Raw genomic sequence first — 12,689 nt, 5'->3', positions numbered from 1 at the left:
TTACCGGTTACTGTACTGATCCTCATAATATTGCTGGTAGTGGCCCGAGGTTACATCATTAAGCCATTCTTCATTAGCCAAATACCAATCCACCGTTTTTTCCAGTCCCTCTTCAAAAGTGATACTCGGTGTCCAGCCTAACTCATTTTTCAGCCTGGCAGCATCAATGGCGTAGCGCAAATCATGGCCGGCGCGGTCGGTTACATAAGTAATCAGTTTGGCCGACTCCCCTTCTGCCCTGCCCAGCTTTTTGTCTAATATACTGCAAAGCAAATTGATCAGGTCAATATTCTTCCACTCATTATGGCCGCCGATATTATAGGTAGTACCCGGCGCAGCGCTGTGAAAAATCACATCAATGGCACGGGCGTGGTCTTCTACCCAAAGCCAGTCGCGCACATTCTCGCCTTTGCCATAAACCGGCACCGGCTTATTTTGGGTGATGTTGTGAATAGCTAATGGAATCAGTTTTTCGGGGAAATGATAAGAGCCATAGTTATTAGAGCAGTTGGAAATTACGGTGTTCATACCGTAAGTATCCTGGTAAGCCCTCACAAAATGATCGGAACCGGCCTTTGAGGCCGAATAAGGCGAATGCGGGTCATAAGCCGTTTCTTCGGTAAACATGCCATGTTCGCCTAAGGTACCGTATACCTCATCGGTGGATACATGGTAGAAGCGGTGGCTGTCGTACTCACCTTTCCAATGGTAACGGGCCGCATTCAGCAGATTCACGGTACCCACAATGTTGGTCATCACAAAATCGAGCGGACTCACAATCGAGCGGTCCACATGCGATTCGGCCGCCAGATGGATCACCGCGTCCGGCTGCTCCGTAGCAAAAAGCTCATCAATAAATACAGCATCTACAATATCGCCTTTTATAAATTTATAATTGGGCGCATTTTCAATGTCCTTTAAGTTGGCCAGGTTACCGGCATAAGTGAGCTTATCCAGATTGATGATCTGGTAATCAGGGTAATTCTTTACAAACCGCCGCACCACATGCGAGCCAATAAAACCGGCCCCGCCGGTGATGATAAATTTCTTCATATCCGTGTTAACCGCGCTTATAAAGGGTTATTGGCTATATACTTTTCCCATGCCCAGGCCGAGGCCATCATGGTATCAATATCCAGTTCTGTTTTCCAGCCCAATACGTTGGTAGATTTAGTGACATCGCCCCAAACCTGCTCCACATCACCCGGACGGCGCGGGCCAATCACAAAGTTCAGCTTTTCGCCGGTGGAGCGTTCAAAGGCATCAATAATTTCCAGCACCGAAGTGCCCTTGCCGGTACCGATATTAAATACATCATAGCCGGTAAAGCTTTCCTGCTCCATCAGCTTTAAGGCTGCTACGTGCGCTTTGGCTAAATCCACTACGTGAATGTAATCGCGAATGCAACTGCCATCGGGCGTATGATAATCATTACCAAACACCGTTATCTTCTCGCGCTTGCCGATAGCGGTTTGGGTAACAAAGGGTACCAGGTTTTGCGGTACACCTACCGGCAGCTCCCCTATCAGGGCAGACTCGTGCGCGCCAACCGGGTTGAAATATCTTAAAGCGATCACTTTATATCGGGATCCACCCGAAGCAATCATATCTTTCAGTATCTCCTCGGCAATCTGCTTGGTATTACCATAGGGCGATTCTGCCGGCTTCACACTCGCATTCTCGGTTACCGGCAACTGGTCGGGCTGGCCGTAAACGGTGCAGCTGGAGGAGAATACAAAGTTAACCGGCTTGCTGTAATAGGTATTCAGCAGGTTGATCAGCGAATAAAAGTTGTTGCGGTAATATTTCAGCGGAAACTCTACTGATTCACCCACGGCTTTAAACGCCGCAAAGTGAATGATACCGTCAATATCCGGCTCAGCGCTCAGCAATTGCTTCACCCCGGCTTCATCACATAAATCCAGCTGGTGAAATATCGGCTTGCGGCCCAATATTTTGGTAAGCTGATCTAATATTTTAACGTTGGAGTTAGAAAGGTCATCCACGATTACGGGTTCATACCCGGCATTGATCAGTTCTACTACGGTATGCGAGCCGATGAAGCCCAGGCCGCCGGTTACTAATATCTTCGCCATTATTGCTTGTTGTAATAAGTAAAGTCTTTATGGTTGATCTCGTGCTCAGGCAATGATTTAAAGTATTCGTAGGTAATTTTTAAACCTTCGCTTCTTGAAACCTTTGGCTCCCAGCCTAAAATAGCTTTGGCCTTGGTAATATCCGGCCTGCGCTGCTTCGGATCATCGGTTGGCAATGGCAAGCTGATCAGTTCCTGATTGGTGCCGGTAAGCTTGATGATCTCCTCACCAAATTCCTTAATGGTAATTTCGTCGGGGTTGCCAATGTTCATCGGCTGTACATAATCGCTATGCAGCAGGCGGTAAATGCCTTCAATTAAGTCGTCCACATAGCAAAAGGCACGGGTTTGCGAGCCATCGCCAAACATGGTTAACGGCTCACCGCGCAGGGCCTGGCCAATAAAGGCCGGCAGCACACGGCCATCATTCAGGCGCATACGCGGACCGTAGGTGTTAAAGATGCGTACAATGCGGGTTTCCAAACCGTGAAAGGTATGGTAAGCCATAGTAATAGCTTCCTGGAAACGCTTGGCCTCGTCATATACGCCGCGCGGGCCTACGGGGTTCACATTGCCCCAGTATTCTTCGGGCTGCGGGTTTACATTCGGGTCGCCGTATACTTCTGAGGTAGAAGCAATCAGCATTCGCGCTTTTTTGGCTTTAGCCAAACCCAGCAGGTTGTGCGTACCTAATGAACCTACCTTTAAAGTCTGGATAGGGATTTTCAGGTAATCAATCGGGCTGGCCGGTGAGGCAAAATGCAGGATATAATCAATATCGCCCGATACATGCACATATTTAGAAACATCATGGTTATGAAACTCAAAGTTTTCGAGCTTGAACAGATGCTCAATATTGCGCATATCGCCGGTAATGAGATTATCCATGGCGATTACATGGTAATCTTCCTTAATAAAGCGGTCGCACAAATGCGAACCTAAAAAGCCGGCTGCACCGGTAATCAATATACGTTTACGTGCCATAGTTATCCTATTGTTTTTCTGCCGATGCTGTTATAATAAAATCCACACTCCTGCATCCGGTCTAAATCATACAGGTTACGACCATCAAAAATTACCGGAGCTTTTAACTTTTCTTTCACAAAGTCAAAATCGGGCGTGCGGAATACCGACCATTCGGTAACAATCAATAAGGCGTCTGCATCTTTCAGGGCATCATACCGGTTCTCTGAGTACCCGATTTTATCGCCTACCAGCTTTTTCACGTTAGGCATACCTTCCGGGTCATACGCAGTAATGGTAGCGCCGGCCTCCACCAGATCATCAATAATGTATAATGCCGGCGCTTCGCGGATGTCATCGGTTTCCGGCTTAAAGGCCAGGCCCCACATGGCAAAGTGCTTGCCTTTCAGGTCGCCGCCGTAGTAAGCTTTTATTTTCTCCACCAGTACGGTTTTCTGCAACTCGTTAACTTCCATTACCGAGTTGAGAATCTTGAAATCATATTTATTTTCTTCTGCCGATTTGGCCAGCGCCTGCACATCCTTAGGGAAGCAGCTGCCGCCATAGCCGATACCGGCAAACAAAAAGCGGCGACCGATACGCTCATCAGCGCCAATACCTCGGCGCACCATGTCCACATCGGCGCCTACCAGCTCGCACATATTGGCAATCTCGTTCATAAATGAAATTTTGGTAGCCAGGAAAGAGTTGGCCGCATACTTGGTTAACTCGGATGAACGCTCGTCCATAAAAACTACCGGGTTGCCCTGGCGTACATAAGGGCCGTAAAGTTCGCCCATCAGTTTGCGGGCACGCTCGTCGGTGGTACCTACCACCACACGGTCGGGCTTCATAAAATCTTCCACAGCCACGCCTTCCCGCAAAAACTCGGGGTTTGATACCACAGCAAATTCCTGCGTGGTATGCTCCTTTAAAGCAGCGGTTACCTTATCGGCCGTACCCACCGGCACGGTAGATTTGGTAACGATCACCTTATATTCGGTAATAATTTTACCTATATCGCGCGCCGCACCCAGTACATAGCTCAGGTCGGCGGCGCCATCTCCGCCCGGAGGCGTAGGCAGCGCCAGGAATATAATTTTGGCATCGCCGATAGCCTCTGCCAAATTGGTGGTAAAGGTTAAACGGCTTTGCTTAATGTTGCGGTGAAACAGCAAATCAAGGCCCGGCTCATAGATAGGGAGCTGGCCCTGCTGCATCATTTTTACCTTTTCTTCATTAATATCAACACAGGTAACCTCATTACCGGTTTCGGCCAAACAAGTTCCGGTTACCAGGCCCACATAGCCCGTTCCAACTACGGCGATTTTCATATGTAAATAAGTTGTTTATTATTGTTGCTAATTTTGCACCCGACGAAGATAATCATTTCCGCTTTAAATGCTTTTTTTATACAATATTGGTGTCCGATTTTATGCACTGCTGGCAGCGCTGCTGTCCATATTTAATGCCAAAGCCAAACGCTGGGTAAACGGACGCAGGCAGCAGAAAGTTACGCCAGCGCCCGAAGGCTGCATTTGGTTTCATTTTGCCTCGTTAGGCGAGTTTGAACAGGGGCGGCCGGTGCTGGAGCGGTTGCGCCATACCTACCCCCACGAAAAATTCATTGTTACCTTTTTTTCCCCATCGGGATATGAGATCAGGAAAAATACGCCCCTGGCCGATGCCGTCTATTACCTGCCGCTGGATACGGCTGCCAATGCCCGCCACTTTATCAGCACCATTAAACCCCGGCTGGCGGTATTTACCAAGTATGAGTACTGGTATCACTTTTTTAGTGAGTTACACCGGCAACGCATACCCTTATACTTAATTTCGGGCATCTTCCGGCCGAAACAGGTGTTCTTTAAATGGTACGGCGGCCTGCACCGCCGGATGCTGGGCTTCATCAGCCAGCTGTTTGTACAGGATGAAGATTCAAAGCAGCTGTTGCAAAGCATAGGCATCACCCATGTGCAGGTAAGCGGCGATACCCGGTTCGATAGGGTGTGGGCCAACGCACTGCACCCTAAAGCATTGCCGCTTATTGAGCTGTTTAAAAATGGTTGCCCCCTGTTTATAGGCGGCAGCACCTGGCCTGCCGATGAAGAACTGATTGCCGGCCTGGTGAGCCGCTACCCCAACTGGAAATTTATTTTTGCACCACATGAAATTGAGGGGAAAAAAATTTCGCATTTATGCAACCTGCTGCCCGAAGGCAAGAGCATACGGTTCTCTGCAGTAAACCATGAGCCGCAGAAAGCAGCAGCTTACCAGGTATTGATTATTGATAACATTGGGATGCTCTCGGCTTTGTACCAGTATGCAGATGTAGCTTATATAGGCGGGGGCTTTGGCGCAGGCATACATAACACGCTGGAAGGTGCGGCTTTTGGGCTGCCAGTTATTTTTGGGCCCAACTATCAGCGGTTCAGAGAAGCCCGCGAACTGATTAAAACCCAGGCCGGCTTCAGCATCAACAATGCGGAAGAGCTGCGCCGCACCGCCGGCCCGCTCATGGCGGATGAAAGTTTGCGGCTGCAAGCCGGCGCACAGGCCCGGCAATATGTATTAGCGCATACCGGCGCCACGGATATGATTGTAAATTATGTTGTTTAATTTTTACTTTCATTCTGAGCGATAGCGAAGAATGACATTGCTTTTCTTATTCAGCCCTTCACCATACCTTCCAATGCCTCAATGAACAGCGGAGAATCGTTGAGGCTTTCTACCAGCTGCACATGCTCGCCGCCCAGTTCCTTAAACTCGTCGCCGTATTCGCGGGTTACTTCGTATACGGTTTCCAGGCAATCGGCTACAAAGGCGGGGCAAAATACCAGCAGGCGTTTTTTACCTTCGGCTGCCAGTTTGGCCACAACTTCGCTGGTGTAAGGCTGCACCCAGGGATCGCTGCCCAGGCGGGATTGAAAGCAGATAGTATATTTTTCTTTAGGGATATTCAGCTTTTCCGCAATCAGGCGGGCCGTGTGGTGCGATTGGGCCGAATAGCAATACTTGTTGGTATCATTCAGGGTATCGCAGCAGCCGTCTTTTTTCAGGCAATAACTATGGGTATGGTCTGATTTGATGAGCTGGCGTTGTGGTAACCCGTGAAAGCTGAACAGCACATGATCATACGTTTCCGGCTGATACTTTGCACCATTTTGCGCAAAGTTTTCAATCATCAGCTCATTATCATGAAACGAGTTGACAAAAGAAATACTGGGAATGGTAGGCCATTTAGCCACCAGCTGCATTACCTTTTCATACACCGAACCGGTACTGGCCGAGGCATACTGCGGAAACAGTGCAATTACCCTGATATTATCCACCAGCTCATCCTTTAACCGCTGCAAGGCATCCTCAATAGATGGCGACTGGTAGCGCATGGCCAGCTCTACCATATATTCGTCGCCCAGGCGCTGCTGTAGTAATTCCCGCTGCTTTAAACTATAATACAGTAAAGGAGAGCCGGTTTGCTTATCCCATATTTCTTTATAAAGTTTTGCCGATTTTGGCGCCCGGAACGGGCTGATAACGCCTCGTACCAATAAGGTCCTGCTTACCGGGTTAATATCAATCACCCGGCCGTCCATCAAAAACTCATTCAGGTACTTGCGTACATCGCTGGTTTGCGGACTGTCCGGTGTACCCAGATTAACCAGTAAAACTCCTTTTTTTGCCATAATTTATCAGCAGGCAAAGTTAATGGATTTGGGCTAATGGTACAGGGTAAGGAGTATCAGCACAATGTTATTTTACAAGTTTAAAAAAGTATAGGGCAGTAGGTTGATGCCATGTACAGCGTTCATACAATCTCTCCGCTTATAAAAAAGGAAACCAGTATTTAATACGGTAATCAACGCCCTGCATTTGTCATATTTCAACAACAATGCACATCTGCCTGCCCGATGCTAAACTTTTAAGATTTATTATTCGTTACTTTAATTAAGAAAGGGAGAAATATGCGCGGTTTTGGATTTTCAAAACATATACCGAATGAATTGCCGAAAGGCGGGTTTGATGAGTTACTTAAATTATTTTTAGAATTACTGAACTACACCTCAGGCGATGCCGGAGAGGCTCTGGCCTGGCTAACTGAGCTGGACAAGCAATACAATATTACCAATGACGATTACGGCATGGGTAATTTTATTGATGACCTGAAGCAAAAGGGCTATTTAACTGATGACAATGAGAAAGGCGAGTTTAAGATTACCGCCAAAACGGAGCAAGGCATCCGGCAGTCGGCATTAGAGGAGATCTTTGGAAAGCTAAAAAAATCGGGCAAGGGCAATCACCGTTCGCCGCAGTCGGGCCAGGGCGATGAGCGCAATGCCGAGCGCCGCGAGTTTGAGTTTGGCGACAGCCTGGATCAGATTGACATGACGCAATCTATCCACAACGCACAGGTAAATCATGGCATTGGCGATTTCAGGCTCACCGAGCGCGACCTGGAAGTAGAGGAAATGGATTATAAAACCCTTACCTCTACGGTGCTGATGATCGACATTTCGCACTCCATGATTTTGTATGGCGAAGACCGGATTACACCCGCCAAAAAGGTAGCGATGGCACTGGCCGAACTGATTAAGACCAAATACCCGAAAGACACGCTGGACATTGTGGTATTCGGTAACGATGCATGGCCCATCAGCTTAAAGGATTTGCCCTACCTGCAGGTAGGCCCTTACCACACCAATACTTATGCCGGCCTGGAACTGGCTACCGATTTACTGCGCCGCCGCAAGACCAGCAACAAGCAGATCTTTATGATTACCGATGGTAAGCCCACCTGTTTAAAGGAGGGCGCCAAGTATTATAAGAACAGCATCGGGCTCGACCGTAAGGTGGTAAATAAAACGCTGAACATGGCAGCACAGTGCAAGCGCCTGAAGATACCCATTACCACCTTTATGATTGCCAAAGACCCCTACCTGCAACAGTTTGTGCGCAAGTTTACCGAAACCAACGGTGGTAAGGCGTTTTACAGCTCACTGAATGGTTTGGGTGAGTATATATTTGAGGATTATATCCGGAATAGAAGAAAGACGGTGAGGTAGCACCCCTCCCAACCCTCCCCGAGGGGAAGGTTTTAGAATTTAATTTACAGAAAAATAAAACAGAATAACCTTCTAAAGTCCTCCCCCTCGGGGAGGGTTGGGAGGGGTAAACAAGCAATGAACGAGAAATTAAATATAAAAACACTTGGTGAGCTAAAGCAAACCGATTACCGCAGCCGCTCGGTAAAAGAGGAGTTAAGGGAAAACCTGATTTTACAACTTCAAAAGAAAGAAGGCGGCTTTGAAGGCATCATTGGGTTTGAGGATACGGTAATACCTGATCTGCAAACCGCTATTTTATCGCGCCATAATATCCTGCTGTTAGGCTTGCGCGGGCAGGCCAAAACGCGTATTGCCCGCCTGCTGGTAAACCTGCTGGATGAGTATATGCCTTACATTGAAGGCTCCGAACTGTTTGATGATCCGCTGGCGCCTATCTCCTGGTACGGGCACAAAACGGTGGAAGAGCTTGGCGACAATACACCTGTTGCCTGGGTGCACCGCTCGGAGCGCTATACCGAAAAGCTGGCTACGCCGGATGTTACCGTAGCCGACCTGATTGGCGACGTTGACCCGATTAAAGCAGCTACCCTTAAATTAACCTATTCGGATGAACGCGTAATTCACTTTGGTTTAATACCGCGTGCGCACCGGGGCATATTCGTTATCAATGAGTTGCCTGATTTACAGGCCCGTATACAGGTAGCCTTGTTTAACATTCTGCAGGAGCGGGATATTCAGATACGCGGGTTTAAGCTGCGCTTACCGTTGGATATTCAATTTATGTTTACGGCTAACCCGGAGGATTACACCAACCGCGGTTCAATTGTAACGCCGCTGAAGGACCGTATTGAGAGCCAGATTTTAACCCACTACCCACGCTCAGTAGAAATTTCGCGCAGAATTACCCAGCAGGAAGCGCAGCTTACACCTGAACAAAGGGTAGCTATAGAAGCTGATGGCCTGGTGAAGGATCTGGTAGAGCAGATTGCTTTTGAAGCCCGCAACTCTGAGTATGTGGATAAAAAGTCCGGCGTATCTGCCCGGTTAACCATTTCGGCTTACGAAAACCTGATCAGTAATGCCGAACGCCGCATGATCATCAATAACGAAAAAAGCACTTTTGTGCGCATTGCCGACTTTTTAGGCGTAATACCGGCCATTACGGGTAAAATTGAGCTGGTATATGAAGGCGAATTAGAAGGCTCTGCTAAAGTGGCTACCATATTGTTGGGCAAGGCCGTTAAAACGCTGTTCTCCAAATTCTTTCCTGATCCCGAAAAAATCAAGAAAGGTAAAAAGGCCAGCAACACTACCAATCCTTACAATGATATTGTAAGCTGGTTTGCCAGCGGCAATACGCTATCGCTGGTAGATGATTTGCCTTTGGCAGAATATAAAAAGATTTTAAACGGCGTAACGGGATTAAAAGAAACCGTTAAACAATTTCACCCGCGCCTGGGCGAAAACCAGCAGTTACTGTTGATGGAATTTGTACTGCATGGCCTGGCAGAATTTTCGCAACTCAGCAAAGGCTATTTAGATAACGGTTTCGCCTTCGGCGACATGTTCGACAGCTTGTTTAACCTGCAGCCGGACGATGATGACCTCGACCTTAACGACGACCGTTATTAGCATTTAACTATACCCCATGCAGGGATTTTTTGTGATCTTATTGGTTGGCGTCGGCCTTTTACTGGCCGATGCTTACCTGTTAAGCGGGATACGCGGCGCTTTTCAAAAACGCCAATGGCCTTTCGGGCGGCGCTTTACTATAGCTTACTGGATATTTTCGGTAGCAATGGTTACGGGCATGCTACTGGCCGTTTATGTAAAACTGGGTACAGGCATCAGGGCAGCTATTTTGCTGCTGTTCTTTTTGCAAATCATCATTAAGCTCACTTTTCTGCCTTTTATTTTAATTGATGACATCAGGCGATTAATAGCTGGCTTATCCTCCAAAAAAAAGCAACAGGTACCGGTTGATGTTCCTGCCGCAACAGCAAGCCCATCTAAAGCCGGTGCAATTCCCCGTTCAGAATTTTTGTTAAAGGCCGGATTGATGGCAGGCGCTCTGCCCCTGGCCGGCATTGGCGTGGGCATCCTGTCAGGCGCTTATGATTACCGTGTACGCCGCCAAACCCTGTACCTGCCCCACCTGCCCAAAGCTTTTGACGGTATACGTTTGGGGCAGATATCTGATATTCACTCCGGGAGCTTTTATAATAAGACCGCAGTTGCCGGTGGCATTGATTTGCTATTGAAAGAAAAAACGGATTTTATATTTTTCACCGGCGATCTGGTTAACGTACGCACCAGCGAAGTACGCGATTATAAGGATATTTTCAGCCGGATAAAGGCGCCTTTAGGCGTTTATTCTTCTTTAGGCAATCATGATTATGGCGATTATACCGAGTGGCCCAGCCTTACCGCCAAGCGTAAAAACTTTGCCGACTTAATCACTGTTCACCAGCAACTGGGTTGGGACTTATTGCGCAATGAAAACCGCCGCCTAAAAGTAGGCAACGAGGAAATCGGCATTTTAGGTGTGGAAAACTGGGGGGAGATGAGCCGTTTCCCAAAATACGGCCGTATGGATCTGGCTACTCAAAACACCGATGACCTGCCGGTAAAGCTACTGCTATCGCATGATCCCTCCCACTGGAAGGCGCAGGTGGTACCGCATTATTCGCAGATAGATGTGATGTTTTCGGGCCATACACACGGTATGCAGTTTGGCGTACGTACCGAGCATTTTCAATGGAGCCCCATTGAGTTTGTATATAAGGAATGGGCCGGCCTGTATCATCAGGCGCAGCAGCAATTGTATGTAAACGTTGGCTACGGCTTTCTGGGCTTGCCTGGCCGCGTGGGCATACTGCCTGAAATTACCGTTTTTACTTTAAAATCAGGCCTGGCCCCGGCATAGCAATTTCAGGCAGGCAAAAAACAAAATCTGCAGGTTGCACTTTCTGTATGTGATACCTGCATGAAGAAACTTCTACAGCCCGCTTTTGATTTCCTGCTGTTCAGCAATATTTTCATGGCGCTTTGTGCTGCGGCGCAAGGTATGGTTACCTTCATATTGATAGGTGCGCGGCCTTCGGCCGTTGTGATATTACTGCTGTTCTTCTCTACCTTAGGGTTGTATAATTTTTGCATTCTGGTATCAAAGCCCCACCAGCCGGAAACTTCGCCTTTCAGGCGGGTACGCTGGTTTTTTAGTTACGAGAAACTGATGCAGGGCATTACAGTTGCCGCCATTGCAGCGCTTATCCCGCTGTTCTTCTTTCTTTCTGCCCCGTCGCGATTGCTGCTCATCTTTTTAGGGATATTGTCCTTTGGTTATGGTTACCCGCTGTTCAGGGCGGGTAACCAGAAATTTGGCCTGCGCAATATACCGGGGCTTAAACCCTTTCTGATTACTTTGGTATGGACGCTAAGCAGTGTATTACTACCGGTGCTGGAAGCCCGGTACACACATAATACGCCACTCAGCCTTGAAGATACCACTACGCTTATTGCCAAACGTTTCCTCTTCATCGGTGCCCTTACCATTCCTTTCGATGTACGTGATCTTTTCCAGGACCGGCAAGCCGGACTCAAAACCATTCCGGTAGCCTGGGGCGAAAAGCGGGCCTATTTGTTTTGCCAGTTGTTACTGGCGGGCTACCTGTTCTTGCTGTTCACCTTCAAGCATAATGGTTTTAATGTTGATTTCTGGGCGCTTACCATAACGGTATTTATTACCGGGTTGCTTATTTTTAATGCCCGGTGGCGCAAGCACGAATATTATTACTTTTTTTGGCTGGATAGTGTATTGCTCTTACAGTATGTAACCTTGTTTGTATTTCATCAGATATTCCGGTAAGTATGGCGGCTAATTATAATAACGCGGCCTGGTTTTATGACCGGCTTTCCCGGTTGGTATTTGGCAACCGGCTGCTGCAGGCGCAGGAATTTTTACTGGACTACATTCCTGCAAACAGCCATGTACTGATTGCAGGCGGCGGTACCGGCAAAATATTGGAGCTGCTGACGCACCGGCACCCGGCCGGCCTTACCATTATATATGCCGAAGTTTCTGAGAAGATGATTGCCCTGTCTGAAAAAAGGCATACCGGGGGCCATCACATTACCTTTGTTACCGGGGCAGCCGAAGAAGTGCAGCCCGGTTTTCCGTTTGATGTTATCCTTGCCCCTTTTTTGCTTGATAATTTTAGTGATAATGACCTGCAAACGTTTTTGCAACAGGCGAATGTTCACCTTAAACCCGGCGGCCTGTGGCTATGTGCCGATTTTCAGCTTAATGGCAAATGGTGGCAACCAGTATTATTAAAAACCATGTATTTATTCTTTAAGCTTTTAGGCTGCGTGGGCGTAACAAAATTGCCTGATATAGCCGGTGCATTTCAAGGGGCGCAACATACTTGTATTGCTCAAAAAAACTTTTACGGTAATTTTATACATGCTGCTGTTTACAAAAAAACGTAAAGCTTTAACTTGTATCCCTGTCCGGGGCTAATGATGCCGGGGGTGGTAGGTTTGGTTTAAATTAAAAGCTACTG

11 protein-coding genes are annotated in these 12,689 nt (G+C 47.8%); 6 read left to right on the top strand and 5 right to left on the bottom strand.

Translation table 11 applies throughout. From position 1 onward, the window contains the following. The 4 genes from rfbB to ACY652_RS09970 are packed head-to-tail and all read right to left on the bottom strand — an operon-like array spanning position 1 to position 4,392. Positions 1-1,053, bottom strand: a complete 1,053-nt coding sequence (rfbB, locus tag ACY652_RS09985; RefSeq protein ID WP_462264227.1) for a dTDP-glucose 4,6-dehydratase — start codon at positions 1,051-1,053, stop codon at positions 1-3. A 17-nt stretch (positions 1,054-1,070) separates the two neighbouring features. Then, positions 1,071-2,096 carry a UDP-glucose 4-epimerase GalE gene (gene galE / locus ACY652_RS09980; protein WP_462264226.1) on the bottom strand — a complete coding sequence of 342 codons (1,026 nt, stop codon included), beginning with the start codon at positions 2,094-2,096 and terminating at the stop codon, positions 1,071-1,073. After that, a complete protein-coding gene (locus ACY652_RS09975) occupies positions 2,096-3,079 on the bottom strand; it encodes a UDP-glucuronic acid decarboxylase family protein (protein ID WP_462264225.1) in 984 nt (327 codons plus the stop codon). The genes galE and ACY652_RS09975 overlap by 1 nt, the downstream gene beginning before the upstream one ends. A gap of 2 nt (positions 3,080-3,081) precedes the next feature. After that, on the bottom strand, positions 3,082-4,392 hold the full coding sequence (locus tag ACY652_RS09970) for a UDP-glucose dehydrogenase family protein (protein WP_462264224.1): 1,311 nt from the start codon (positions 4,390-4,392) through the stop codon (positions 3,082-3,084). A gap of 67 nt (positions 4,393-4,459) precedes the next feature. Between ACY652_RS09970 and ACY652_RS09965 the strand changes: the two genes are divergently transcribed. Further along, positions 4,460-5,677: a 3-deoxy-D-manno-octulosonic acid transferase gene (locus ACY652_RS09965; RefSeq protein ID WP_462264223.1), complete on the top strand. Its 1,218-nt coding sequence runs from the start codon at positions 4,460-4,462 to the stop codon at positions 5,675-5,677. Between the two features lie 50 nt (positions 5,678-5,727). Here ACY652_RS09965 and hemH read toward each other — a convergent pair whose 3' ends face one another. After that, complete coding sequence (gene hemH / locus ACY652_RS09960) at positions 5,728-6,744, bottom strand: ferrochelatase (protein WP_462264222.1); 1,017 nt, start codon at positions 6,742-6,744, stop codon at positions 5,728-5,730. 279 nt (positions 6,745-7,023) lie between these two features. Here hemH and ACY652_RS09955 point away from each other — a divergent pair, with 279 nt between their 5' ends. From ACY652_RS09955 to ACY652_RS09935, 5 genes are all read left to right on the top strand, one after another. After that, positions 7,024-8,121 carry a vWA domain-containing protein gene (locus ACY652_RS09955; RefSeq protein ID WP_462264221.1) on the top strand — a complete coding sequence of 366 codons (1,098 nt, stop codon included), beginning with the start codon at positions 7,024-7,026 and terminating at the stop codon, positions 8,119-8,121. Between the two features lie 117 nt (positions 8,122-8,238). Continuing rightward, positions 8,239-9,756: a sigma 54-interacting transcriptional regulator gene (locus tag ACY652_RS09950; protein ID WP_462264220.1), complete on the top strand. Its 1,518-nt coding sequence runs from the start codon at positions 8,239-8,241 to the stop codon at positions 9,754-9,756. 16 nt (positions 9,757-9,772) lie between these two features. Next, positions 9,773-11,050, top strand: a complete 1,278-nt coding sequence (locus ACY652_RS09945; RefSeq protein WP_462264219.1) for a metallophosphoesterase — start codon at positions 9,773-9,775, stop codon at positions 11,048-11,050. Positions 11,051-11,110: 60 nt separating this feature from the next. Next, complete coding sequence (locus tag ACY652_RS09940) at positions 11,111-11,992, top strand: UbiA prenyltransferase family protein (protein WP_462264218.1); 882 nt, start codon at positions 11,111-11,113, stop codon at positions 11,990-11,992. A gap of 2 nt (positions 11,993-11,994) precedes the next feature. After that, on the top strand, positions 11,995-12,615 hold the full coding sequence (locus tag ACY652_RS09935) for a class I SAM-dependent methyltransferase (protein ID WP_462264217.1): 621 nt from the start codon (positions 11,995-11,997) through the stop codon (positions 12,613-12,615). The last annotated feature ends 74 nt before the right edge of the window (positions 12,616-12,689 follow it).

It is taken from the genome of Mucilaginibacter sp. (assembly GCF_965200995.1).
Classification (GTDB): domain Bacteria; phylum Bacteroidota; class Bacteroidia; order Sphingobacteriales; family Sphingobacteriaceae; genus Mucilaginibacter.
The sequence above is the reverse complement of the archived record's forward strand: the minus strand, read 5'-3'. Positions and strand labels throughout refer to the sequence as shown.

Coding starts and splice junctions, on each gene's coding strand:
- hemH (WP_462264222.1), bottom strand. CDS start 6,744: ATGGCAAAAAAAGGAGTTTTACTGGTTAATCTGGGTACACCGGACAGT.
- ACY652_RS09945 (WP_462264219.1), top strand. CDS start 9,773: ATGCAGGGATTTTTTGTGATCTTATTGGTTGGCGTCGGCCTTTTACTG.
- ACY652_RS09935 (WP_462264217.1), top strand. CDS start 11,995: ATGGCGGCTAATTATAATAACGCGGCCTGGTTTTATGACCGGCTTTCC.
- ACY652_RS09970 (WP_462264224.1), bottom strand. CDS start 4,392: ATGAAAATCGCCGTAGTTGGAACGGGCTATGTGGGCCTGGTAACCGGA.
- ACY652_RS09950 (WP_462264220.1), top strand. CDS start 8,239: ATGAACGAGAAATTAAATATAAAAACACTTGGTGAGCTAAAGCAAACC.
- ACY652_RS09975 (WP_462264225.1), bottom strand. CDS start 3,079: ATGGCACGTAAACGTATATTGATTACCGGTGCAGCCGGCTTTTTAGGT.
- ACY652_RS09940 (WP_462264218.1), top strand. CDS start 11,111: ATGAAGAAACTTCTACAGCCCGCTTTTGATTTCCTGCTGTTCAGCAAT.
- galE (WP_462264226.1), bottom strand. CDS start 2,096: ATGGCGAAGATATTAGTAACCGGCGGCCTGGGCTTCATCGGCTCGCAT.
- ACY652_RS09965 (WP_462264223.1), top strand. CDS start 4,460: ATGCTTTTTTTATACAATATTGGTGTCCGATTTTATGCACTGCTGGCA.
- ACY652_RS09955 (WP_462264221.1), top strand. CDS start 7,024: ATGCGCGGTTTTGGATTTTCAAAACATATACCGAATGAATTGCCGAAA.
- rfbB (WP_462264227.1), bottom strand. CDS start 1,053: ATGAAGAAATTTATCATCACCGGCGGGGCCGGTTTTATTGGCTCGCAT.